Here is a 24,305-nt window from a genome sequence, read left to right on the forward strand (position 1 = left end):
TCGGAGTCATCTTGGTCAAACATGCATATGTCGGCCAATTCGGATTTCAAGTACTGCGTCCCGTTCTTCACAGGGGGGGAACCAGGACAGGTTCACTACTCAAATTCTTCAACTCCTACTTATTCGGTCGGATTGAACATAATCGGATAAACGACGCGCACCGTGCCACCTTCGGGGCTTGGGAATGCCAAGGCGTAGAAGCTTTTTACGACGCAGCTGCGCACGTTCTCGTCGGGGAGATCGCTTCCGCTGTCCTGGGCCATCGACACAGCGCCACCGCGATCGATCACGAATTTGACGCGCACGTGGCCGTTGAGAGAAGGATTGTTGCGCAGTCCTAGCTCGTAGCATGCGCGATAGCGGCCCGCGTTTTGCCGGACGATGCGCTGGATGACCTCGGGCGGGATGCGGCCCGTTGCTTCGAAGCCGCACGCCTTGTCTCCGCAGGGTCGCGGATTCGGCGCGCCCACGGGGTGCCCTCCGCCGAGCGGGCCATGTCCGTTGCCCATGCCACAATTGGGTCCGATGCATGGGCCCCGGCCATCGCGCAGCCCGCGTCCGAGGTCTCCGATGTTGGTGAGACCGATCTGGCCACAATTGGGCGCTCCCGGCGGGCAGCCGCCACCCTCCCCGACGCTGGAAAGCGACAGGCCGCCGATACCGAAGTTCTCGCCGGGATTGGAGCCCCACATCGCGCCCAGATGGCTCTCGGCATCGGCGCCGTTCGGAAGGGATCCCCAGGGCGTGATCGGCGCATCGGGATCCGACAGCGACGAGGTCGCGAGCAACCCGAGTAGGCCGAATTCGCGTGCCAAGGTGAGATCGCGTTCACGCGCGAGGGTGGCATCTTGCGGCGTCGCATCCCCCCGCGCGCTCCAATGCGCATCGGTTTTCGGCGCCGTTTCGCGGCCCATCAGGCCCGGCTCGCCGGGAGCCGGTTTTCCGGCGGGCTCCGATTCCCGGGCGCTGTCGCGTGCCGCCGTTTCATCCTCCATATTGTCGCGTTCACGCTCCGCGGCACCCGCGAGGTACTTCTGCATGGTCTCGATGCGGTCGCGCGCGATGAACACGTCATCGTCGGCGGTGAGCGACGGAAGGAACAGCGCCAAGGCGCCCAGGATCACGCCGTGCATGAGAAAGGACGTTCCCACGCCGCCGAGCGCACTGTCCCTCAAGCTGGCGAGTGCGGCGAGCGGCGTGCGCCGCCCCGCAGGCACGGCGCGCAGTGCAACGTGGAACGGGCCGAAATCCGCGTCGAGTGGTTCCGCCAACGCGCTACCCCCGGGGAGCACCAACGCGAGATCCGTCCCTAGTTGCGAGGCCGGCGCGAAGAAGGTGCAGTATGCATGTTCTCCAATGGAGACCGCCGAGCCCATGGGCAGATGGCGCATCTCCAGGACATCGCCTCCCCACGACAAAATAGCCTCGATGACGTCGAGGTCGTCCCGATCCATCGTTTCCGTCGTCATGCGCAATCAGACAGGCGACTTCGCCGAAGGTTTCGGTCGTCGAAGAAAAAAAAGTGCCCTATGACTCTCGCCATGGATCGATACGAGCTGAATGGTGCACCCGTGGGCGTGGAAGACCTCTCCATCTTGGGGCGGGTTCCCTATGGCCACTACACGGCGATGCAGGTGCGCGACGCCGGTGTGCGTGGACTGGGGTTGCATCTCAGGCGCCTTCAGGAGAGCACGCGGGAGCTGCTCGGTTGCGAGATCGATCCGGACGAGGTGCGCCGCCACATGCGTCATGCACTCGGCACGAGCACCGAGGCGACGATGCGCGTCAACGTGTTCCCCCGGAACATGGACTGGCTTGCCCGCCGGAGCGCACCGACCGAGGTGGATTGCCTCGTGACCGTGGGCGCACCGCGCGAGCCATCCGGCACGACTCCGCGCGTCCGAACGACGCGCTTCGAACGGTTCTTGCCATCGGTAAAGCACATTGGCATTGGACTCGGTGTCATGCAGCACGGTCGCCGCGCCATTGCGGAGGGCTGGGACGATGTCCTATTCCTCGACTCCGAGGGGCGCATCATGGAGGGCTCCGTCTGGAACATTGGTTTCTTCGACGGCGCACGCATTGTCTGGCCGAGTGCCCCTGCGCTTTCCGGTGTTGCCATGCAGCTCGTGCAACTCGGCCTGGCGAAACGGAAAATTCCTTCCGAAACGCGCGAGGTCCACCTACAGGATCTCGGATCGTTCCAATGTGCCTTCTTGACCAATACCGTTCAAATCGTCCAACCGATTGCACGCATCGACGACACGGTATTTACCGTGGCCCCGGATTTGATGGCCACATTGACGAAATGCCACCAAGAGCATCCGACCGAACGTTTATGAGATTGTCGGCCGGCGACAATGTGTCGTCCGAATGAGTGATATCCACTTTCGTACTGCAAATGGGATTGTGCGAAGCGCTGCCGTTTCTCTCTTACCAAAGGAGCCGTGCCATGCGATTCGTTCGATCCTCCATTGCCGTTCTCGTATGCCTTCTCGTCGGGTGCAGCAGCGCTGCCGATCCCGAGAGCTCTGAACCGACGGACGTCCAAGTCCAGGAAAATGTCACCGAGCAGGCCAAAATTTGTCCGCTCAAGTGGACCTGCGATGACGTCAGCTTCTACGGCACCCGGCTGCAGTGCGAAGGCTCATGCGGCTCGGAGCAGGGGTGTTACCGCACCTATGCGTGCAACGGATCGTGCATCTGCCCCTGATTCGCACCGCCTGAAGATCGGGTACGCTGCTCTCCATGGGCGGTGGATCCGAGCTTCACTATCATCGAGAAGGTTCCGGCGAACCGCTGGTGCTCATTCACGGCATCGGTAGTCGCCATGGGGTGTGGCGGCCGGTGGTGGAGCAGCTTGCGCGCCAGCGCGACGTGTTCGCCATCGACCTGCCCGGTTTTGGGGCGTCGCCTCCTCTTCCGGAAGGGACGCCTTCGGGAATTCCCACACTGACCGACGCCGTCGAAGCGTGGATACGGGCCATGGGGCTCGATCGGCCTCACGTCGCGGGCAATTCGCTGGGCGGAGCCATCGCACTGGAGCTCGCGCGCCGCAATGCCGTGCGCTCGGCCACTGCGCTGTCGCCGGCGGGGTTCTGGATCCCCATTGAAAATACCTACGCGCGGTTCGTGTTGAAGACGGCGCGCGCGTTGGGCCGGCGGGCGCGTCCCCTCGGGCCGAGGCTGGCCCATTCGAACTGGGCGCGGGGCCTGCTCGCAGGGCCGTTCGTCGCGTATCCTTCGCGCATGGATCCGGAGGAGGCGCTGCTCGACCTGGCGGCGTTTCTCGATGGTCCCGCGTTCGATGAAACGCTGGACCGCGTGCGGGGGTACGCGTTCGCCAATGGCCACGAGCTTCGTGTTCCCGTGACCATTGCATGGGGAACGCGCGACTATCTTCTCTTTCCGCATCAAGCACGCCGCGCCCGGCGCCTACTGCCCGACGCACGCCACGTTTCCCTGCGCGGCTGCGGACACATGCCCATGGGCGACGACCCGAAGCAGGTCCTCGACGTTCTTCTTTTCCATTGATCGAAAGGCCCACCCGAAGATGAGCATTCTCACGTACCGCGCGCTCGTGTGCGGTCTGGCCCTTGCGGCATGCGGTGGCAGCGCGTCCAAGCCTCCCGCAGAGCCCGTGGCCGCATCTCGAACCGAAGTCCGAAACGGCTCGCAAGGAAGCCCGGAGACGAAGGCCGACGCCAAGCCGCTCGACACCGCACCCGAATCCGAGACGCCGGCGTCGCCCCCGCAGCCTCCCAAGGTGCGCCTGCTCTCCCCCGGCGCCGCCCCGCGGCAGGCGCTTCGCTACCGATTTTCGGTGGGCCCCTCGCAGTGGAGCCAAATGGACATGAAAATGGCCATCGGCGTCGCCTTGGGAAATGACGTTCCAAAGGCCGCGCCCTTGCCCACCATGCGGGTCTCGATGCGCATCGACCCGAAGAGCGTGAGCCCCGACGGAGATCTCCGTTACGAGTTCGAAATGGTCAAACTGACCGTCTTGCGTGACGTGGTGGTGGCGCCGGCCATCCGAGAAAAGTTGGAGCAGGAGCTGGGCAAGCTCACCGGTCTCAAAGGCTACGCCGTCGTGACGTCTCGTGGCATCACCAAGGAGGCCGACTTCGTCGTGCCGCCCGACACCTCGGATGCGATGCAGGAGACGCTCGAGAACATGCGCTCTTCGCTTCGGCAGATGAGTTCACCGCTTCCCGAGGAGCAGGCCGGAAAAGGGGCCGTGTGGGAGGTGGAGACCCAGCTCGTCACCCCCGCATTTCGCATGACCCAAACCGCGACGCATACGTTGCAAAACCTTCGGCCCAATGGAATGTCCACGCGCGTTTCGTTCGTTCAGAATGCGCCGCGCCAACCCATGAAGCTCAAAAAATTGCCGAGCGCGAAGGTCCACCTGGAGAGCATGCTTTCCACGGGTGACGGCAAGACCGACGTCGTCTTCGACAAGCTCGTCCCCAACTCCGTCGTAAGCCTGTCGACGAATCTGCAAATGTCGGTCGCTGCATCCGATGGGTCGACAGGCAACATGGCCATGAGCATGGGCGTCCAGACCAACTTTCAGCCAAGCAAGCCGCCGCACTGACTGGGGTCTTGACCTGGGGCGGCCCTATGCTGAAGTCCGTGCGCATGATCCGTCGCTCGCTTGCACTGGCCATCGCTTGCTCCGCTCTGGTCGCGTGTGGAGATTCGGCGCCTCCGCCAGCCGCCCCCTCGGCCGTTGTCGCTTCGGCTGCGCCGGCTACGCCACCGGCCCCGCCTGCTCCGCCGCCTCCGCATGCCGATGGGACCTTGATTGCGCGCAAGGTCCTGTTCGGCAATCCTGACCATGCCGCCCCGCGTGTGAGCCCCGACGGAAAGCGCGTTCTCTTCATCGCGCCGGATCAAGGGGTGCTCAATGCGTGGGTGGCGCCCGCGTCGGATCCGACCGCGGCCAAGGTCGTCACCCACGAGCGCACGCGTCCCGTGCGCGAGGTGCGCTGGGCGGAGACCAGCGAGCACGTGCTCTATCAGAATGACAAAAACGGCGACGAGAACTTCCATGTCTTCGTCGTCGACCTGAAGACGGGGCAGGAGAAGGACCTCACCCCGTACGAAGGCGTGCGAACGGACCTGCAGGATACGTTCGACAAGCACCCCACCACGCTGTTCGTGCAAATGAACAAGCGTGACAAGAAGTGGATGGACCCTGCCCTGATCGACATCAAGACCGGCAAGGTCACCGTTCTTTACGAGAACGACGGTTACCAGGACTTCCTTCTCGACAAGGATGCCAAGCTGCGCATCGGCCAGAAATACAATGCCGATGGCAGCCGCGATATCTTCCTCCGCACGGGCACGGGGAAGAACGCCACGTGGAAAAGCTTCATCAAGGTCGGGCGCGAGGACGCCGGCACGACCGACCCGCTTTGGTTCAACCGCGACGGGAAAACCCTGTACCTGCGCGACAGCCGCGATCGCGACACGGCGGCCTTTACCGCGGTCGACGTGGGCACCGGCAAGCGCGCCGTGCTCTTCGAGGATCCGAAGAGCGATGCGCAGGGCGACATCGTCGACCCCAAGACGATGAAGCCGCTCGCGGTCATGACCAACCGCGAACGGCGCGTGTGGCATGCACTCGACAAGTCCGTGCAAGCGGACCTCGACGCCCTCGCGCAAGTGGCCAAGGGCGACATCACGGTGCTCAGCCAATCGCGCGACGGCCGCAAGTGGACGGTGTCCTTCCTGAAGGACGACGGCCCCACGGCCTTTTATCTCTGGGACCGCAACACGAAGCGGGGCTCGTACCTCTTCGTGGACCGCAAGTACCTGCAGGGGCTCGACCTCGCGCCCATGCATCCCGTGGTGATTCCGGCGCGCGACGGCCTCGAGCTGGTGAGCTACCTTTCCCTGCCGCGTAGCGTCGATCCGCAGGAGACGGGCAAGCCGTCGAAGCCCGTTCCCATGGTGCTCCTCGTGCACGGTGGACCTTGGGCGCGCGATCAGTGGGGGCTCAATTCGTCGCATCAATGGCTGGCCAACCGCGGCTACGCAGTGCTCAGCGTCAACTTTCGCTCGTCGACCGGCTTCGGGAAGAAATTCGTCAACGCGGGCGATCGGGAGTGGGGCAAGAAAATGCACGACGATCTGCTCGACGCCGTGAAATGGGCCGTCGACGCCAAGGTCGCCGACCCGAAGAAGATCGCCATCATGGGCGGAAGCTACGGAGGCTACGCGACGCTGGCGGGCCTCACCTTCACGCCCGACGTCTTCGCCTGCGGCGTCGACATCGTCGGTCCGTCCAACCTGGTGACGTTGCTCAATTCGATTCCGCCTTACTGGTCCGCCATTTTCAACGACTTCGTCATGCGCATTGGCGATCCGCGCACGGACGAGGGGAAGCAATTTTTGATGTCGCGCTCCCCGCTGTCCAAGGCCGACGCGATCACGAAGCCGCTGCTCATCGGGCAGGGCGCAAACGATCCGCGCGTGAAACAGGCAGAAAGCGACCAGATCGTCAAGGCGATGCAGGCGAAGAGCCTACCCGTGACGTACGTGGTATTCCCCGACGAAGGGCACGGCTTCCAGCGGCCGGAGAACCGTTTGAGCTTCTTCTCCGTGACGGAAGTGTTCCTGGCCGAGCACCTCGGGGGTAGCTACCAGCCCGAAGGTGACGACTTCCAGGGCTCAAGCATGCAAGTCCCCGCTGGCGCCAGCAGCGTGTACGGACTCGAGGCTGCGCTTTCGAAAAAGCGATAGCATCGCCTGCATGCATGGCATAAGGCGCACGATCATCCTTGTTGCAGTATGCGCGGCGGCGGTTTTTGGAACGGCATGTAAGAAAGAAACCCGCTGGGACCAAGCCGCCGCGACGACCACATCCGAGGCAAGGGCCCAGGCCCGCGAAGAAGCGGGCCTGCCTCCCGTCGCCGAGGTGAAGCAGACGAAAGGTGCCGCGTTCAACAAGCTTTTTCCCGATGACGGCACGGATGGTTACAAACGTGTCTTCACCCAGGAAAAAGAAGGCTTTGCCGAGGCGAAATTGCAAAAAGACGGCAAAGACGTCGCCACGCTGAGCCTGGCCGATTCGGTCAACGACGACGAGGCGAAGGCGAAATTCGCCAAGTCGACCGACAAGGTCGATTCTTATCCTTTGGTCACAGTGGGAAAGAATCAATCGGCGCTACTGGTCAAAGATCGATATCAAGTCAAAATATCGAGTCAGACGCTCGACGCCAGCGCCCGCAAGGCACTCTTTTCGAAGTTCGATTTGAACGGCATCGCCAAGCTGTAACGAGCAGCAAAACGAGGGAGGAAACCCATCATGAGCAAGCCTCTTCACGAACTCCTGCAGGAATTGCCGACGACGAACGTCACCACCACCGTCCTCAAAGGGCTCGATTATCTGGTTCCGGGCGAATGGCAGAACATCACCAGCCTCGAGGAGATGATCAAGAGCGTGACGGGGGAGGAGGACCAGGAGCTCATTCAGAAGATCGGCGAACGCGCCATCATGCTCTACAACGACTCCGGTCAGGGCTATCAGCGGGCGGTGGACATCTACCAGCTCGTCGACCACATCGGTGGCGCGGCGGGCGCGGCCTCGCTCACGCACGCCCTCGGGGAGTCGTTCAAGATTCTGAGCTTTCTCGACAAGATCACGCCGAAGCCGGACACGGCGCAGGCCATCGACGCGTCGGTGAAGTTCGTCGCCGAGATGGCCGCATTCTGTTACTCGAGCGGCCTGCCCGGCGACAGCGTGGGCGACTTTGCCGCGTCGCTGGCCAATGCGGCGAAGGAAGATGCGATCCGCTTTGCGGCGTGGCTCGCGTTCGATTGCATCATCCCGCTGGGGCCCGACTTCATGAGCACCTTGCTGGGGAAGGTGAGCGAGCTCACGGAGAACCAACTCGGCGAAAATAGCCGTTTTGCCAAGATTGCCGAGTATCTTCCGGGCGGGCTCGCCGAAAAGAAGCAGCTGGTGAGCTCCACCTTGGAACAGTCGCGCGGGAACATCGAGCGGTTCGTGTCCGAGAAGGGCATGTCGCGCGAAGGCTTGCTCGATCGCATCAAGGGTTACGTCGACGTGGCCGACGCCAAGCTCGATACCGTGGCGGCGGTGCTCGACATCTCGACCAATTATTTCGAACACACGGGCATTCAATCGGTGGCGCGCCGCCTCGTGTCGCGTGCCTACGGGGAGATCTAAATCATGAAAAGCACATTCGGCTCTCGTCTTGGCTTTGCGATTCTTTTGGTCGTGGCGGGGGCCGGGTGTGCGTCGTCCTCGAGTCTGGCGAGCGGCCCGGCCGATCCCAGCCAGACCAAGGACGGGTTGAGCGTGTGGTTCGAGGGCGTCGGCGCCGTGACCGCATCGGTGGATCCGTCGGGGAATATCTTCGGGTCCGTGGTGAACGTGCACCGGTCCCCTCCGGGGTCGTCCGATTCGCACGACGACTCGGGCATGCTGCAGGGCAGCGTGTACGATCGCCCGGTGAACATCACCTTCCACGGTACGAGCGCGCGCGGTCTGTACGGAAAGCAGCCGTTCAACCTCGACGTCGAAGATGCGCCCGGGGGTGTCTTGCGCGTGCGCGGCCTCGCCGGCGGCGCGCCCCTGGATTTCGAAATTTCGCCCACCAAGTGGACCGGGCACGTGGGCGGCTGCGGCTACGACTTGGCCGGGCGCCCGTGGCACTACGAGGGCTTTCGCGCCTGCACCGGACGCTCGCAACGCGTGCGCGTCGAGGTGGGAAAGCCCATTTCCGACTGGGCCTCGATCGATACCGTGACGCTTCTGGGACTCGTTTTGCGTCGTTGAGCGTATGGTAACGTCGATGGCATGACGCTGAGGGCCTCCCTGCAGTCGTTCGAACCGGGGGTGATTCTCCTGGGGAGATACCGCGTGGAGAAGGTGGTGGGGCGCGGTGGCATGGGCGCGGTCCTTGCTGCGTGGGATACGGAGCTGCAGCACCGCGTGGCCATCAAGGTGCTCTCGGGGTTCGCGCTGGCGGAGAGCGAGCCGGTGGGGCGCTTCATGCGCGAGGCGCGCATCGTCGTGAAGTTGCAGAGCGATCACGTGGTGCGCGTGTTCAACGCGGGGACGCTCGAAACGGGCGTGCCCTACATCGTCATGGATCTGCTCGAGGGGCACGATCTGGGCGAGCAGGGTACGTTGGCGCCTCGAACGGCGGTGGATTACGTGCTTCAGGCCATCGATGCCATTGCCGAGGCGCACGCGCAGAATGTCGTGCATCGCGACTTGAAGCCGTCGAATCTTTTTCTCGCGAACCGCGTCGGGGCGGCGCCCATCATCAAGGTGCTCGACTTCGGGATCTCCAAGGCGACGAACGTGGAGGGCGATTTGTCCCTCACCGGTTCGACGTCGATCATGGGATCGCCGCGCTACATGTCGCCGGAGCAATTTCGCTCGGCCAAACAGGTGGACGAGCGGACCGACGTGTGGGCGCTCGGTGCGATTTTGTACCAGCTTTTGGCGGGCTCGCCGCCGTTCGACGGCGCCTCGATGACCGAGATTTTCGAATCGGTGATTCACCGTGAGCCGGCGCCGCTCCACGCGCTCCGCCCCGAGGTGCCGGCGGCGCTGGAGCAAGTGATCCTGCGTTGCTTGCGCAAGGCCGCAAACGAGCGGTACGCGACGGTGGCGGAATTGGCGCTGGCCTTGGCGCCGTTTGGCACGGGCGAGTGGCAGCGCTGTGTGGAGCGCGCGAGCAAGCTTCTCGCGGACAAATCGACGTTGAACGCGCACGTGGGGTGGGTGGCGCCCGCGGAAAAGGTGGTCCCGCTGCCGAGTGTATCGCCGCCGCCGCCGCGTGAGCCCGAGACCGTGCGGGGATCGCGCGGGCGGATCGCGCTGATGGCGGCGGGGCTTTTCGTGCTGGTGCTCGCATCGGTGTGCGTGGGGGCCGCGCTCATGCTTGCGTGGGTGAAGCGTCACCCGCCACAATTGGCCACGGCGGCGCCTTCGAGCGCGCCCGCCCCGGCCACGAGTGCGACCGCGATCGTGGCCGACTCGGGAAATGTGTCGGTGGACGTCGACGCGGGGACGGATGCCGGGGGGGCGCTTGTTGGAGCGGCGAGCGCGCGAAAGCCCGCGCCGTCGGCGAAGCCCGCGCGCGTTCTGACCGATTTTCAGAAAAGCCGTCTGCTCGGGCATTATTCGACCTACGACGGGCGGCGTGGCTTCGTGCTGGACCGCCTCGGCGAGCCCGTCAAAGTGCGACTCGACGGCGAGTCGACCGTGCATTCGCTGAAGGAGCGCTACTCGCAGTGGACGTGGCTCGACTACATCAGCGAAGACGGCAAAATCGAAATACGGACGAAGCAAGATACCGGCGAAGTCGTCAAATTGAATTACGCCGACGTAGTTCGCGACGCCGATGCCCGCCCGCTTCGGTGAAGAGCACCGCTACGGTGTAGCCAGAGGCGCGATCGCGACCGTGGTGGACCCATCGGGGCCGCTCTCGAACGACGCGACCATTTTCACGGGCCCGCGGGTGTAGACGCGGGCGTCGGGGAGGCGCTCGGCGACGGCTTCGGAGCGGGACCATCCTTGCGCGCGCATCTCGTCGTCGTAGGCGCCGACGCTGTCGGGCAGCGCACGCTTTACCTCGTACACCCGCACGCCGTAGGCCTCGCCGTCGAGGGTTGCGGCGAAGGTGCGCCGCGATCCGGGAGGCCGCGGTACGCCGTCGAAGTCACCACCCGGGGCATCTCCCTCGGCAGGAAAGAGCGTTTCGAGGGGCGCGGCCGAGTCGGTGGCTACCGTGATGATGCTGGTCCGCCCGCCGTCGGCGCGTTTCACCATCGAATAACGAACCCGGGACGTATCGCCCTTTTGGCGGAAGACGCAGAGAACGGCCGCGGCGTTGTCGGTCTCCTGGCGATCGACGCGTTCGAGCTGGAGATCGCTGCCGAGCGAAGGCCCATCATCGCGGGCCGCCTCGCCGCCGAGCATCATCGCGCGATCGCCGCTCCGGCATTCGCGACCGATGCCCTCGACGGCGCCGGCGAGCGAGCCTTGCGTCGAGCTGGTGCGAAAGAAGACGCGCGAGCCATTGAGGGTGACGAAGCGGCCGTTCTCCGCGTGGTGGGCCACGGGAAGCGCTTCGAACCGCGCCATCTGCGCGAGAAGCGCATTCTCATCCCGCCGCGCACGCATCGCATGGGCGACGAGCGGCACGGCCGCGAGGAGAACGAGAATCGGAGGGGCCAGGCGACGAAGCATGGCGTAGGTCACGGATTGGGGCCGTAGCCGCGGATGGTCGTGTTGAAAATGGACCCGCGGTACTGGTTGATGCTCGGAACGGGGGTGTCTTTGGAGCGCTCCAGGCAGGCGAGGGCGCGGTTCCCTGTAAAGGTGTGCGTCCCTTCGCCGACGAGCTGGTGCGGCGTGACCCCGCCGACGGATGCATTGGCGAACGTGCCGCGCAACGGCTCGGTGTACACGGGGTACGTTCTCTCGTGGCCAATTCCGAACAGCGCCAGAATGGCGAAGATCTGCGACACGCTGAGATTCCCCTGCGGGCGCACTTGGAGAGAACTCGGCACACCGCCGCTGGCTGCGGACGTGGCCGCGCCCGCGCCGGAGCAATAGGACATGGCATTGGCAATCGACGATTGTTGCACCGAGTCCTCGGCCTGGCGTCGCGCGCTCGTGGCGTCGCCGACGTACTTCTCACCGAGCACGAGCACGACGAACCATACCATGACGGCGGCGGCCTCCAGGGTCATGGAGATATGGGAAAAGCCGCGCTTTCGAGCCTTTTTCATAGGCTCCCCCCGTTGCGTCCTGCGACCATGGCGTACTTCCACGCGGCCACGAACGGCTGCTGATCGTGTGTGACGCTGGCGAATTCGCTTTCGGCGCCGTCGGGGAAATACCATTTTGCGCACGCCTGGTACTCGTGGCGTTCGCGCAGTGTATTCGACGACGAGGACTGTCCGAAGCTCATGACGGTACGAACCGCATTGGAGATGTTTACGATGGTTCCATTCACCTCGGCCGACGAGTAGGCGCATGCGCGCATGCTGTCCGCATGGTTCCAATCGGAATCCGTCGGTGCCCGTGTGGTGCCGCCCAATTTCGATTCGCTGAAGCTGGCAGGCAATCCGATGTTGTGCAAATACGACGCGGTGTTGGATTCCAGTTTGTCACTTTCGCACTTTTCGCGGTCGAACGTGCACGAGGTGATTTGTCCCGATTTCGAGTCCATATACGAATAATCCGTATGCCGCCCAAACCCGCGCTGCGTCTTCTCGGGGGAGCGCACTGAGCACTTGACGTATTTGGCGACCTCGCTCGAAAATGTCGGCTGCTGCGACTCGTCGTCCTGACCTCCAGGGCGGGGGAGGTGCATCCGCGTGTACATCCGGTCCTCGAGCTCCCCGCATTGCTTGGCCGTATCCTTCGAAATGCTCGGAATTTGCGGCAGCTTGAGCGGGCTCGATGACCCGCCTCCGCTCGGCGCTCCGCAAATGGCCTGCGGCAATGTAGCCACCAACGCTTGCGGAAGTCCTTGGAGCAGGTTCTCCATCAGCAAGGGAAATGCGTGCCCGGGCATCTCCGAACCCAGTGCGTCCTTTTGCGCGAGTGAGCAGGACGTGGGCGTGCTGTCCCCGGCCCAGATGTCCTTCGTCATCGAGGGGTCTTCCGCGCGAATGCGCACGTTGCCATCCCCGGCGCCGCCGAGGCCCGAACGCACCTGATCGAGCGCATTGATCGACGTCACCTTGTCGATCGTCGAGGAAAGCTTTCCCAGTGTGCCCCAGAGAAACTCTTGTTTTGCCCGCACCCAGAGCAATTTGGCCAGAGCACGCGGCTTGTTGGCCATGTACTCCGCGCAGATCTTCTGCATATGAGGATCGTGCCATTGCGGGCAGGCGATGGCCGCGTTCACATCCATGGTGATGTTGTCCGCCTCCACGGCGAAGCGCGGTCCCATGATGGAGGAGGAAATCACGTTGTTGTTCGCATTGGAGTTCGCCGCGCGCGCATGGTCCGCCCCCAATTTGGAGGCCGCGTGGTTCGCATGGCCAACCTGCGTCTCGTAATAGAACGACAGGTACGACTCCGTCCCGCGAAACGTGCCGAGGCCAATGGTCAGGGCACCCATGAAGAGTTGCGAAAAGGTGAGCGACATCGTCATGGCATCACGCTCCGTCCCGCATGTCGCAGCCCATCGCGACCGTCGTCTGTTTGGCCGCGAAGGTGACGTGCCGGGGGGAGCCCGAGCACATCATCTGCGCAGCGAAGGGCAAATCGCAGGGAAATTCGCAGCGAACCTCGACCTCGACCTGGCGCGAGCCCGGGATTCCGCCGTGCACCGGTCGCGCGGTCACCTTGCAGGTCTGATCGTCTTTGGAGAGCGCGCTAGCCTGGCCTTGGGCAACCAGGCCGAGCACCGGTTCGACACTTGCGCGGATGGCCGAGGCGCGCCCGCCGGTAAATTCGCCCTGCGACGCGCCGCCGAAATCGCGCGCATCCGCGCAAATCGTTTTCATCGCCGTGTCGGCGGCAATGGCCGCGGCGTGGTCGACCATATCGCGCTGCATGTAATTGCGCGAGAGCTGCACGTTCATCAAGAAGACGCCCGAGACGATGAACCAAGTGGGCGCGAACGAGAACATGTTGGAGATTCCGCTTCCGTTCGTATCGGAGAGGAATCTCTGGCAAACACCGCGGACGTATTTCATGGCCATATCCCATGACGCACGATTGCGACCGAGAGTCCCGCGAGAATGGCAGGCCCCAGAACCACCGGCGGAAGCTTGCGCACCGACAAATAGGGTAGCTGCTTTTGCTTCTGCCGAAAGAGGTTCCCCAACCCAATTTTGGCATTGCCAATGCGGTCCCAGAAAGCGCCGCTTCGAACGATGCGCCACGGGAAAATCACCAAGAAGAGGATGGCAAAGGCAAATCCTTCGGCATCGAACCCAATCCTCGGCCCACAGAGCGCACCAATGGCGGCAAGAAGCTTTACATCCCCTCCCCCCATCTCCCTACGCGAATAGCTGAATAGCGGCACCGCACTGCAAATGGCCAATCCCGCCAACGAAGCGCCAAACCCCCGAAGCGCCCCTCCGGCTCCCCCATCGACATATCCCACCGCCGAGTGCAAAACGAGCCCCACGACGACGCCCCCCAAAGTGAGGATGTTGGGGATCCTTCCCGAGAAAAAGTCCCATATCGCCGCCACCGCGGCGATGCCGTAGCAAACCCATATCGCCGTCCTTACGATGTCCATCGGGCTCTCTCCGTATAGTCAGTGCCTATTGTCGTCTTCGAGCGCGATCACGATCACGATCACGATCACGATCACGATCACGGTGATCGTTGGCGTGCACGTGATCGTGATCGTTCACGTGATCGTAATCGTCTACGTGCGCGTGCGCGTGATCGTCTACGCGCTCGCGCTCGTGCACGAAGACGCCCACGCCCCGTGCACGCGCACGCGCACGCGCACGCCCACGCGCACGCGCACACCCTTCCTACTGCGTCAGCGCCTGCGTACCCGAGCTGACCGTCTGCTGCGCCTGCTGAAGGCTTTGCTGCCCCCCGCCCGCGCCGCCACCACCTCCACCCCCACCCCCGACGGATCCATTGATCCCTCCAGGACCGGATACGCTTACTCCATCTTTTCCAACATTGAACGTCCATCCGGAGCCGCTTCCAAGCCCGCTCCCGATTCCTCCCGCGCTCCCCGTACTGGCCCCGCGCTCGAGGACGTTCACCTGATTCTGAAATGTCCTTGCCGCGCTATTGGACGACGAAAACAGCGACGGCAACGTGAGCCCCACCATCGCGGCACCGGCAGCCGTGAGCAGCATGTACGTGGTGAGATCGCTGTTGCCCCGCCGGTCCGCGAAGAGGGTACGGACCCGACGGATGATGGATACTCGCATGGTCTTTCCTTCTCTTCGCGACGGCGATGTTGGGGGCTTACTTCTGGCTGGAGAACGGCGCCTTCACCTTTTCGGTGGTTTCCGATTGCGCACCGGTCGCCTGGTTGATCTGCTGGCTCGTCTTGTCGCTGGAGCTGCTCGAGTTGTTCGTCACGGCGGTGGTGGCCGCCGCCGCACCCGTGATCGCCACTGCGCCGATGACCACCTTGGCCGCGGAGGAGATGTGCACGGTCTTGTCGGCGTAGCTCATGTCACCGCGCTCGTCGCGGATGAGGTTCGTGGCGAACTGACGAATACGTACGATAGCGTTCATATCGTTCCTACCTTCCTATGTTGTTATGGGAAATTCCGTTTGCTCAACGTTGTTGCGTGAGCAACGTCTTGTGCGCCGTATCCATCTGCCCCGCGAGCCTCTGCCCCGCAGCACGCGCCGCAAGGGACATCGGATAGACGAAGCAGCCGAGAAGCGCGGCAATGGACAGCACCTGCTCGACGGGAGTAAATCCCGCAGCGCGGCGCCGTTTTCGTGCATTCGCTCTCACGCTCGCATGTACTTCACGGTCCATGCCACGACGTGCGCGCACGCACTTTTTCATTCTTCCCCCTCCCGATCCCGATCCCGCTCCCGATTCCGTCGATCGAAGATCGGGAGCGGGAGGGGGAGCGGGAGCGGGAAGAGGAACTACGTCTTCCGCAAACGGAACAGAGGGTTCCGCGCTTAGGTCGCGGGGCGTACGCGCGCTCGGATCATGCGCAGGTAGCGCTCTCCGATGCCCGACGCTGCGGCGGCGCGGGCGGAGTCGCCCCCGTGCAATTTCAGCAAATGCACGACGTAACGCCGCTCGAACTCGCGCAGGACCTGCTCGCGGGCCTCGGCCAAGGGCAAATTCTGGCCGACCACGTTCTCGATGAAGTCGCGCGCCATCGCGAATTCCGCATCCTCGCCCTCGATGGGCACCGGCTGCCGGAAAAGCTCGGAGTACGAATCCGCGAGCTCCCCGAGGGCGACCAATCGCGCCACCGTGTTGGCCAGCTCGCGCACGTTGCCCGGCCAGGAATGGCTGAGCAGCCGATCGAGCAAATGCACGGGAAAAGTGCTCTCTTTGCCCCCGTAAAGCTCCCAGAAATGCCGCGCCAACGGCTCGATGTCATCCCGGCGATCGCGCAGCGGCGGCAGGGCGATGCGGGCCACGGCAAGCCGGAAAAAGAGGTCGTCTCGGAAGCGCCCCGCCTGGACTTCCTTGTCGAGATCGCGCCGCGTGGCCGCAATCAGCCGCACGTCGACCTTGAGCCACCGCGATCCGCCCAAACGTCGGATCTCCTGCTTCTGGATGGCCCGCAAAAGCTTACTCTGAAGAGATTTTTCCAGGTCACCTATCTCGTCGATGAGCAGGGTCCCGCCGTGGGCCTCCTCGAAAACACCGGCCCGCGCCGACGCGGCGCCGGTAAATGCGCCCTTCTCGTGCCCGAAAAGCGCCGATTCCAACAGGGACGCGGGGACGGCGGTGCAGTCGAACACCACGAAAGGCCCGGAGGCGCGGCGGCTGGCCGCATGAAGCGCCTCGGCCATGACCTCTTTGCCCGTGCCAGTTTCGCCTTCAATGACAAGCGGCACGTCCGATTCCGCCAGCCTGCGACACAAAGGATAGAGCCGGCGCATGGCCAGGCTGGAACCGAGCACGGGGCCGAAGCTCGTATCCGGGGAAACCGGGATCGGCTTGGACTTCACCTCGATGTCGACGCGGGCGACCGTGGAGCCGATCTGAATCTCCTCGCCCCCGGTCAGAAGGGCCTCTCCGACCCGTGTATCATTAACGAACGTCCCGTTTTTCGAGCCCAAATCGCGTACGCGTAGGTAGGCATCGTACACATCCAAACTCGCGTGCCGCCTGGACACCTCCGGGTCCCGTAGCCGTACCGAGCAGACTTCGCTGGTTCCCAGCAGCAGCGGGCACGCCGCTGCGCCATCGACGACCAGGACGACGCCTGCATCGGGTCCGCGCACGAATGTCAGCTGAAATGACGTCGTCGCGGCGTTTCGTTTCGGGCGGAGGACCGTCTCTTCGGACAAGGACGGGTGCACGGGCGACCCCATGACGGAACTATCGCATCCATCTCGCCCAGAGACAAAGCATGGTGGTCGGTTGGAACGCGGCTCGCATGTGTACGGTTTGAGAACACGAACTCAGAACACGGTTTGAGAACGCGAACTCAGAACACGACGGGGCCAGCTGGTCTCGGCTTCCGAACCACCTTCGGCTTGTCCCGCGTGAACTTCATCTCGAACACCTGAATGTCATCATGATCGGGCATTTCAAACGTAGCGGCGGGATTCTGAGGGTGAATCTTTTCATTTTCCTTACCCCCCGTCCCCAGAACGAGCTGGGCCCTATCGTGGACCTCCATGTCCATGCTGACGTGAGCGCTTCCGGAGCGATCCGTCCGGGCCACCTCCTTCCCCAAGTAGAAGACGGGGAGGTTCGGACCGTCGCTGGCACGCACGGCCACGACGAGCGTGTGACGCAGCGAGCGACACATCACCGAGTACTCGGCCGGCGTGGACGATCCGACATCGAAGTTGCGGATGGGCAACGGTGCGGTGGGGGACCGGAATCCGCTGGGGCAGCGGACTTGGACGGAGAAGGTCTCGCCCTCGGCGCCGCGGACATCGAGCCTGGCTCGCCCATCGGCCTCGGTCCGAGCGACGAGCCGTGGCCCGGTGAAGACTTCCACTCCGCCAACCGGAGATCCGTTTTCAGCCTGCGCCCGTATCAGCACTGCGGTTGCAGGCGGCGCGGGGGGCTCACCGCACGCCGCCGTCGCGGTGACGAACAGAATACCAAGTAGAGCAATCGTCGTAGTTCGCATTTCCAATCAACAAAGCATCGTTCGTTCCAAGAGGTGACACTATGAAGCTGCGCGCCACGCTGCTCGCGATGTTGATCGCGAGCGTCGGAGGATTCCTATTGTGGCAATACTTGAAGCGCTTCGAGGCAGAGGCCTCCGGTGGTGCGCGCATTGGCGTGCTCGTTTCGGTGCGCACCCTGGAACCGGGAGCCATCTTGCGCGACGAAGACATCGGCGAGCGGTTCATTCCGCAGTCGTACGTCGAATCGCGCTCGATTCGCTCGTCGGATCGGTCGCGCATTGCCAACTTGCGCATTGCTGCTCCTCTCGAGGCGCAGCAACTCATCATGTGGACGGACATCGTGCTGGCGAACGACGACAAGCGTGACGTCGCCAGCTTGGTGCAGCCGAACATGCGCGCGGTGACCATTCATACGGAGACGAAGGCGAGCATGCTGGTGCATGCGGGCGACCGGGTGGACGTTCTGGGGACGTTCCAAAGACCGAATAGCAGCGACGTGCGTACCGGCGTCGTGCTCTTGCAGAACGTGCTGGTGCTCGGCCGAAGCAACGACGCCACCGACCACGGGCAGCAGACCGAGGGAAGTGATCTGGCGCTGAGCCTATCGCTGCAGAATGCACAGATTCTCTCCGTCGCGGCCGACAAGGGAAAGCTCTCCGTCGCGCTGCGTAGCCCGGAGGACAATCGCCTGCAAGATGGGCTCGGGGAATACGGTTCGGACAAACTGGTCACCTTGCCGCAAAAGGCCGCGGTGGCGGCGGCTCCTGCGGGCCCGCAAGCGATGCAATCGGTGAATCGATGATGCGCGCACGAGCTTGGCTATGCGCCGCGATGCTCTCCGGCGTGGCTCTCGCCGCCTCCGACGCCCGCGCCCAGAACGCGCGCGATCAAGGCGGCCCGACGCGCGCGACCACCGTGGAGATGACGCTGATCGTGGGGGAAAACAAGACGATTCCCGCGCAAGGCGTGACGAGCTACTCGGTGGGCTCCGGCGGCATCGTCGACGTGAAGGTGGCGCCGGGCATGTCGCAGTTCGTCTTCGTGGGCGCCCGCCCGGGCAGCACCACGGTGCTGATGCTCATGCAAAATGGCACGCAGGTGACCTACGCGATCACCGTCTTTGCGCGCTCGCCCGAGCAGGTGCAACAGGAGGTAGAGCAGCTTCTCCAAGGCTATACGGGGCTGCGTCTTCGCAAAGTGGGCACGCGCTTCTTCATCGAGGGCGGTGTGGCCACCGACGGCGATGCCCGCCGCATCGGGCTGATTGCGAGCCTTTACCCGGGGCAGGTGGAATCGCTGGTGGTCGTGGGGTCCGTGGGGATCGAGCACACGATCAACATCCGCATCGATTTCTATTTCGTGCAGTACGACAAGACATCGACGTACGGCGCGGGCGTGCGCTGGCCCGGTGCGGTGGGGCCTGGCGGCTTGGTCGTGACCCACGATCTGGTGGCGAACGCCACGAACGCGACGGCGACGTTGGATCAAGCGCTCCCCGCGCTGGATCTCGCGCAGACCCGGGGTTCGGCCAAGGTGCTCAAGCACTCGACGGTGGTGACGACCAGCGGCTCGGAGGCGACCTTCGAGAACGGCGGCGAGCAGAATTTCCCGGTTTCCGCCGGTCTGACGGGCACGGTGCAGGCCATCAAGTTCGGTACGAACATGACGGTGGTGCCGCGCTACGACTCGGTGACCCGGGATCTCGAGGTGAAGGTGAACGCGTTCGTGAGCGATCTGACGCCGCCGGCCGCGGGCTCGCTCCCCGGGCGCAAGACGTCGACGGTGAACACCTTCGTTCACTTGAAGCTGGGGCAGTCGATCGTGCTTTCGGGCATCCGAAGCAGTTCGGCCACGCACTCGGTGTCGGGCATACCGCTCCTCAGTCAAATACCGGTTTTGGGCTTGCTGTTCGGTAGTCACCAGAACAGCGAGGCGGAAATCGAAGGCGCGGTGTTCATCATTCCGAGCATCGTCGAATCGGTGCCGCGCAAGGCGTACGACATCGTCGATGCGGCGATGAAGCAGTACGACGATTACAGCGGCAATCTCGATTCGGTGAATGCCTATTCCAAAACGCCTCCCAACTACAAGTGACCGCCATGCAGGTTCCCATTCGAGTCACGCACCGCGATACGGACATTTCGACCATGCTGGTGGCCGCGCCGGCGGTATTGGTCGTAGGACGCCACTCCGAGTGCCAATTGCGGCTCGACGGCGATCTGGTGTCGCGCACCCACGCCAAGCTGCTCCTGGGCGCTGCCACCTTCATCGTCGAAGACGTCTCCAGCAACGGAACCGAGGTCGCACCGGGGGTCATCCTCCACCGCGCCCGCCGCGAACTCGTTTACGGAAGCTCGGTTCGCATTGGTCCTTTCGCCGTCCGGGTGGGGGATGAAGATCCCAGCCTGGACCTGCCTGAACCCCCTCCCGCTCCCGATCCCGCTCCCGATCTTCATCAAAGAATCGGGAGTGGGATTGCTCCCGATCTCCATCGAAGAGTCGGGATCGGGAGCGGGAACGACGACGAAGACCTCGTCGATGTCGTCGCACTGCGACGTCGCATCCATCAGGAGCTGCTCAAGAACCTGGACCTCGCGAAAATCGACCCCACCCGGGCCGACGACCCCTCGCTGCGCCCTCGCGTCCTCACGGCGCTCAAGCGCATCGTTCGCGATCTCGACGCCGAAATCCCCGAGGACATCCAGCGCGACGCCTTCATCGGCGAGCTCGTCGAAGAAGCCCTCGGCCTCGGCCCGCTCGAGCCGCTCCTCGCCGATCACACGGTGACGGAGGTCATGGTCGTCGATCCGACGACCATCTTCGTCGAGCGCGCGGGCAAACTCGAGCCGACGCACACCGTCTTCACCGACGACGAACGCGTGCGCGCCGTCATTGAACGCATCGTTGCGCCGCTCGGTCGGCGCATCGACGAATCGCAGCCCCTCGTCGATGCGCGCCTTCGCGATGGCTCGCGCGTCAACGCGATCATCCGCCCCCTCGCGTTGCGCGGCTCTTGCATCACCATCCGAAAGTTCCCCAAGAAGCGCCTCACCACCGAAGACCTGGTCCGCCTCGGCTCCATCACGCCGCAGATGGCCCGCTTCCTCGAGCGCTGCGTCGTCGCCAAGAAGAACATCCTCATCTCGGGCGGCACCGGCAGCGGGAAAACCACCTTGCTCAACATCCTCTCCGCCGCCATCCCCAAGGACGAACGCATCGTCACCATCGAGGACGCGGCGGAGCTTCAGCTTAGCCAGCCGCACGTGGTCACCCTCGAGACGAAAATCGCCAACATGGAAGGCAAAGGCGCCTTCACCATCCGCGATCTCGTTCGCAATGCGCTGCGCATGCGCCCGGACCGCATCGTCGTCGGCGAGTGCCGCGGCGGTGAGGCGCTGGACATGCTGCAGGCCATGAACACTGGCCACGATGGATCGCTTACCACCATCCACGCGAACTCCCCCGAGGAGGCGCTTGCCCGCCTCGAGACGCTGGCCCTGATGGCCGGCCTCGATCTTCCGTCACGGGCCATTCGCGAGCAGATTGGCCGGTCCATTCACGTCATCGTGCAGCAATCGCGCATGGCCGACGGCACGCGCAAGATCACGCATATCTCGGAGCTGGACGAGCTCGAGCTCGATGGGCACTTCGAAACGCGCACCATCTTCGAATACGAACGCACCGGCGTCGAGGAAGACGGCACGGTCATCGGCGACTTTCAGGCCACGGGATACCTGCCGAGCTTTCTCGACGAGCTCCTCGTCCGCGGCTTGATCAAGAAAGGAGGGCCCTACCTATGAAGGACACGTTCTTGCGCTGGTTCGCCGCCATTGGCCGCGGCGACGTGCCGGCCTACGTCTACGAGATCGTCGGTCTCGCCTTCGTGTGGTTCGGCGTGGCCGCCTTCGTGTACGTCTCGGCCACCGATCCCCGCGGGGCTGCGCGCCGCGTGGGTGCCAATTACGCGGGCGGGCTCAATGTGCATTTGCGCAGCATGTTCCTGCCCGAGCGCGGTGCCTATTTCGCGTGGCTCCAGCTCATCGGGGCCATCGCGCTGTTGGCCATCTACGGCTTCGTCAAGCTCGAGGCCCTGCTCTACGCCACCGTGGCCACCATCGTCGTGCCGCCCGTGGTGCTTCGCTCGATGGCCAAGCGACGCCGCAAGCGCCTGGACGATCAGGTGCACGGCTTCACCCTGGCCCTGGCCAATGCGCTCAAAACCACGGCGAGCATCGGCGAGGCCCTTTGGATCACCCTGGATGTCACGGCGAAGCCGCTGCGCGAGGAGCTGGAAACCGCGCTCAAACAGGTGCGCATCGGCAGCACCTTGGAGGAAGCGCTCCTCGCCATGACGGCCCGCGCGCAATCCACGTCGCTCGACGTCGTCGTCTCCGCGTTGCTCATCGGCCGCCAAACCGGTGGCGATCTGCCGCGCATCCTCGAGGGCACCGCCGGCTCGCTCCGTGAGCTCAAACGGCTCGAGGAGCTGACCGAGAAGGTCACCCTGGGCGCCCGTCAATCGCTGCTCATCGCGGCCGCCATCACCGCGTGCCTCGCGTTTTTCCTGCCGCGCGTCGTGCCCGGCTTTTTCGACCCACTGCGCGACACCGTGAAGGGGCAGCTCGTCGTCGCGCAATGCGTCTTCATGTATTTCACCGCGCTGTACCTCGGATACCGCTTTACGCGGATGGATATCTGACGATGAGTTATCCCATTTATCGTATTCTATTGGTGGCGTTGCTGGTCCTGACCTTGGGATCCCTCGTATTCTGGATTGCGCTACGCCCGACCCGTTCGACATCGCGTCTGGGCATGCGCGGGCTGAAACGGCAGCAATCGCTCTTGCGCAGTCCTTCGTGGGCGAGCATCGAGCCGCTGGTGCGCTGGTTGGGGGTGCGCGTGGGGGCCGTGCTCGACGAGAGCACGCGTGCGAACCTCGATATGCAATTGACCTATGCCGGCGATTATCTAGGTCTATCCGCCGACGAGTATTTCGCGCTCATCGTTTTCAGCGGCATGGGCGGAGGTGCCGTGGGAACGCTCATCGCGTACTTCGTCCAAATGAGCATTGCCTGGCTGCCCGTGCCCATCGGCCTGGCGCTGGGGGCGGCGGTGCCGTACCTCATCGTGGACGGTGCGCGGGTCAGTCGCTGGAAGGCGATCAACCGCGGCCTTCCGTATGCCGTCGACCTCATGGCCCTCTCCATGAGCGCGGGGCTCGACTTTCCGGGCTCGGTGCAGCAGGTCGTCGAGAAGGCCAAGGCCAACGAGGCCCTTCGCGAGGAGCTCGCGTTCCTGCTCCAGCAGCTGCAACTGGGGCGCACGCGCACGCAGGCTCTGCGCGAGCTTGCTGCGCGCGTTCCCATCGAGAGCGTGCGCGAGTTTGCGCAGGCGCTCATTCAAGCGGAGGAGCGCGGCAATCCCGTGGCCGCGGTGCTCGAGGTGCAGGCTGCCACCTCGCGCACGCGGCGCTCCAATTTGGCCGAAAAGGCCGCAGAGAACATGCGCGCCAAGATGGTGCTGCCGACGATGGTCCTCATCGGCGTCGGCATGATCCTCATCGCGGTGCCGTCCGCCATGATGCTCGACAAGCTTTCGACAGGAGGTCTCAAATGAAATTGCGCGCATGGCAAGCACGAGAAGCGCGGGAAACCCAAACGGGGCTCAAGTTTCGGGTGCGCTATGCCGACGGCCGCGCCGAGCAGTTCCTGGTGGACGCCGAGCGGGCAATGATTGGCAGTGCCGCGCATTGTGAAGTGCGGCTTCCTCCGGAGGCGGCTGCGTTCGAACACGTGGAGGTCTTCGCCTCCGAGCGGCGCGTGCACCTCACCACGCGGGCCGCGGCGAATGCGCCCACGTTGAATGGCGCGCCGTTCGTCACCGGCCTTTGGCCCGCCGGGGCGGTGCTCGCCATCAACGGGGTGACGCTCACCGTGGAGTCGGTGGACCTCGGGCAGAAGCAACGCGGGCGCTCCCCGTTCTGGCTTCTCGTGCCCGTGCCCATCGTGGCCATCGTGGCATCGATCATCTATTCGCGCGTGGCCGCGTCGGCGGAGTTGCCCATCCCGGAGGCCCCGACGCTCTTCGATGCACCGGTGGCCGCGTGCCCTGCCCAAGCGCCGGAGCTCTATGGCGCGTTTGCCGCGGACAAGCTGCGCACGGCGCAGGCCAAGCGCGAGCGCGGTCCGTTCTCACGGCGTGACGCCGTGGATTCCGTGTCGTTGTTCGAATTGGCGGCGGCCTGCTACCGCCTCGCGGGCTCCGGCGAGGAGGAGCGCGATGCCTCGGCCAGCGCCGTGTCGCAGCGAAAGAAGGTCGACGAGGAATACCGCGTGCGCCGCGTACGCCTCGAGCATGCGTTCCGCGTGGGCGACCCCTTTGGCGCGAAGCGCGAGCTCTCCGTGCTGATCCCGATGACCGCGCACCGGCGTGGTCCCTACGTCGAGTGGCTCGCGTCGCTCGATCGCTACGCCACCATCGAAGCAGAGCGCCGCTCTGCCAAGCCGCTTGGACGATGAGG

26 protein-coding genes are annotated in these 24,305 nt (G+C 64.0%); 15 read left to right on the plus strand and 11 right to left on the minus strand.

The genetic code is table 11. The features are described from left to right. Nucleotides 1-119: 119 nt before the first annotated feature. On the minus strand, nt 120-1,469 hold the full coding sequence (locus LZC95_06560) for an AgmX/PglI C-terminal domain-containing protein (protein ID WXA96500.1): 1,350 nt from the start codon (nt 1,467-1,469) through the stop codon (nt 120-122). 72 nt (nt 1,470-1,541) lie between these two features. Here LZC95_06560 and LZC95_06565 point away from each other — a divergent pair, with 72 nt between their 5' ends. From LZC95_06565 to LZC95_06605, 9 genes are all read left to right on the plus strand, one after another. Further along, a complete protein-coding gene (locus LZC95_06565) occupies nt 1,542-2,342 on the plus strand; it encodes an aminotransferase class IV (GenBank protein WXA96501.1) in 801 nt (266 codons plus the stop codon). Between the two features lie 110 nt (nt 2,343-2,452). Next, a complete protein-coding gene (locus LZC95_06570) occupies nt 2,453-2,713 on the plus strand; it encodes a hypothetical protein (GenBank protein WXA96502.1) in 261 nt (86 codons plus the stop codon). A gap of 35 nt (nt 2,714-2,748) precedes the next feature. Then, complete coding sequence (locus LZC95_06575) at nt 2,749-3,534, plus strand: alpha/beta fold hydrolase (GenBank protein ID WXA96503.1); 786 nt, start codon at nt 2,749-2,751, stop codon at nt 3,532-3,534. Nucleotides 3,535-3,553: 19 nt separating this feature from the next. Next, nucleotides 3,554-4,597 carry a hypothetical protein gene (locus LZC95_06580; GenBank protein WXA96504.1) on the plus strand — a complete coding sequence of 348 codons (1,044 nt, stop codon included), beginning with the start codon at nt 3,554-3,556 and terminating at the stop codon, nt 4,595-4,597. Nucleotides 4,598-4,641: 44 nt separating this feature from the next. Then, on the plus strand, nt 4,642-6,750 hold the full coding sequence (locus LZC95_06585; GenBank protein ID WXA96505.1) for a S9 family peptidase: 2,109 nt from the start codon (nt 4,642-4,644) through the stop codon (nt 6,748-6,750). Nucleotides 6,751-6,760: 10 nt separating this feature from the next. Further along, nucleotides 6,761-7,285 carry a hypothetical protein gene (locus tag LZC95_06590; GenBank protein WXA96506.1) on the plus strand — a complete coding sequence of 175 codons (525 nt, stop codon included), beginning with the start codon at nt 6,761-6,763 and terminating at the stop codon, nt 7,283-7,285. A gap of 30 nt (nt 7,286-7,315) precedes the next feature. After that, nucleotides 7,316-8,200 (plus strand): hypothetical protein, encoded by an 885-nt coding sequence (locus tag LZC95_06595; GenBank protein WXA96507.1) that lies wholly within the window; start codon nt 7,316-7,318, stop codon nt 8,198-8,200. A gap of 3 nt (nt 8,201-8,203) precedes the next feature. Continuing rightward, complete coding sequence (locus tag LZC95_06600; GenBank protein ID WXA96508.1) at nt 8,204-8,812, plus strand: hypothetical protein; 609 nt, start codon at nt 8,204-8,206, stop codon at nt 8,810-8,812. 21 nt (nt 8,813-8,833) lie between these two features. Beyond that, a complete protein-coding gene (locus LZC95_06605; GenBank protein ID WXA96509.1) occupies nt 8,834-10,411 on the plus strand; it encodes a serine/threonine protein kinase in 1,578 nt (525 codons plus the stop codon). Between the two features lie 9 nt (nt 10,412-10,420). Here LZC95_06605 and LZC95_06610 read toward each other — a convergent pair whose 3' ends face one another. From LZC95_06610 to LZC95_06655, 10 genes are all read right to left on the minus strand, one after another. Continuing rightward, nucleotides 10,421-11,251, minus strand: coding sequence for a hypothetical protein (locus tag LZC95_06610; GenBank protein WXA96510.1), 831 nt, complete (start codon nt 11,249-11,251; stop codon nt 10,421-10,423). Beyond that, on the minus strand, nt 11,248-11,784 hold the full coding sequence (locus LZC95_06615) for a hypothetical protein (protein ID WXA96511.1): 537 nt from the start codon (nt 11,782-11,784) through the stop codon (nt 11,248-11,250). Before LZC95_06615 ends, LZC95_06610 begins: the two co-directional genes overlap by 4 nt. Beyond that, complete coding sequence (locus tag LZC95_06620) at nt 11,781-13,160, minus strand: hypothetical protein (protein WXA96512.1); 1,380 nt, start codon at nt 13,158-13,160, stop codon at nt 11,781-11,783. Before LZC95_06620 ends, LZC95_06615 begins: the two co-directional genes overlap by 4 nt. A 4-nt stretch (nt 13,161-13,164) precedes the next feature. Then, nucleotides 13,165-13,707: a hypothetical protein gene (locus LZC95_06625; GenBank protein WXA96513.1), complete on the minus strand. Its 543-nt coding sequence runs from the start codon at nt 13,705-13,707 to the stop codon at nt 13,165-13,167. Then, nucleotides 13,704-14,258 carry a prepilin peptidase gene (locus tag LZC95_06630; protein WXA96514.1) on the minus strand — a complete coding sequence of 185 codons (555 nt, stop codon included), beginning with the start codon at nt 14,256-14,258 and terminating at the stop codon, nt 13,704-13,706. Before LZC95_06630 ends, LZC95_06625 begins: the two co-directional genes overlap by 4 nt. Before the next feature lie 244 nt (nt 14,259-14,502). Beyond that, nucleotides 14,503-14,916: a hypothetical protein gene (locus LZC95_06635; protein ID WXA96515.1), complete on the minus strand. Its 414-nt coding sequence runs from the start codon at nt 14,914-14,916 to the stop codon at nt 14,503-14,505. 37 nt (nt 14,917-14,953) lie between these two features. Continuing rightward, complete coding sequence (locus LZC95_06640; GenBank protein WXA96516.1) at nt 14,954-15,229, minus strand: hypothetical protein; 276 nt, start codon at nt 15,227-15,229, stop codon at nt 14,954-14,956. A gap of 43 nt (nt 15,230-15,272) precedes the next feature. Continuing rightward, the gene (locus tag LZC95_06645; protein ID WXA96517.1) at nt 15,273-15,458 is read right to left on the minus strand and encodes a hypothetical protein; all 186 of its coding nucleotides are present in this window, start codon (nt 15,456-15,458) and stop codon (nt 15,273-15,275) included. A 176-nt stretch (nt 15,459-15,634) separates the two neighbouring features. Next, on the minus strand, nt 15,635-17,011 hold the full coding sequence (locus LZC95_06650) for a sigma 54-interacting transcriptional regulator (protein WXA96518.1): 1,377 nt from the start codon (nt 17,009-17,011) through the stop codon (nt 15,635-15,637). A gap of 116 nt (nt 17,012-17,127) precedes the next feature. Further along, nucleotides 17,128-17,784 (minus strand): hypothetical protein, encoded by a 657-nt coding sequence (locus LZC95_06655; protein WXA96519.1) that lies wholly within the window; start codon nt 17,782-17,784, stop codon nt 17,128-17,130. Between the two features lie 41 nt (nt 17,785-17,825). On the opposite strand from LZC95_06655, the gene cpaB reads away from it, so the two are divergent. From cpaB to LZC95_06685, 6 genes are read left to right on the plus strand one after another with little or no spacing between them, the layout of a single operon-like run. After that, on the plus strand, nt 17,826-18,587 hold the full coding sequence (gene cpaB, locus LZC95_06660) for a Flp pilus assembly protein CpaB (protein ID WXA96520.1): 762 nt from the start codon (nt 17,826-17,828) through the stop codon (nt 18,585-18,587). Next, nucleotides 18,584-19,879 (plus strand): type II and III secretion system protein, encoded by a 1,296-nt coding sequence (locus LZC95_06665; protein ID WXA96521.1) that lies wholly within the window; start codon nt 18,584-18,586, stop codon nt 19,877-19,879. Before cpaB ends, LZC95_06665 begins: the two co-directional genes overlap by 4 nt. A 5-nt stretch (nt 19,880-19,884) precedes the next feature. Next, a complete protein-coding gene (gene tadA, locus LZC95_06670; protein ID WXA96522.1) occupies nt 19,885-21,585 on the plus strand; it encodes a Flp pilus assembly complex ATPase component TadA in 1,701 nt (566 codons plus the stop codon). Further along, nucleotides 21,582-22,484, plus strand: coding sequence for a type II secretion system F family protein (locus LZC95_06675; GenBank protein ID WXA96523.1), 903 nt, complete (start codon nt 21,582-21,584; stop codon nt 22,482-22,484). The genes tadA and LZC95_06675 overlap by 4 nt, the downstream gene beginning before the upstream one ends. A 2-nt stretch (nt 22,485-22,486) precedes the next feature. Next, entirely contained in the window at nt 22,487-23,401 is a 915-nt protein-coding gene (locus LZC95_06680; GenBank protein WXA96524.1) for a type II secretion system F family protein, read from the plus strand. After that, the gene (locus LZC95_06685) at nt 23,398-24,303 is read left to right on the plus strand and encodes a hypothetical protein (GenBank protein WXA96525.1); all 906 of its coding nucleotides are present in this window, start codon (nt 23,398-23,400) and stop codon (nt 24,301-24,303) included. Before LZC95_06680 ends, LZC95_06685 begins: the two co-directional genes overlap by 4 nt. The last annotated feature ends 2 nt before the right edge of the window (nt 24,304-24,305 follow it).

The sequence above is a fragment of the Sorangiineae bacterium MSr12523 genome (genome assembly GCA_037157775.1).
GTDB lineage: Bacteria > Myxococcota_A > Polyangia > Polyangiales > Polyangiaceae > Pendulispora > Pendulispora brunnea.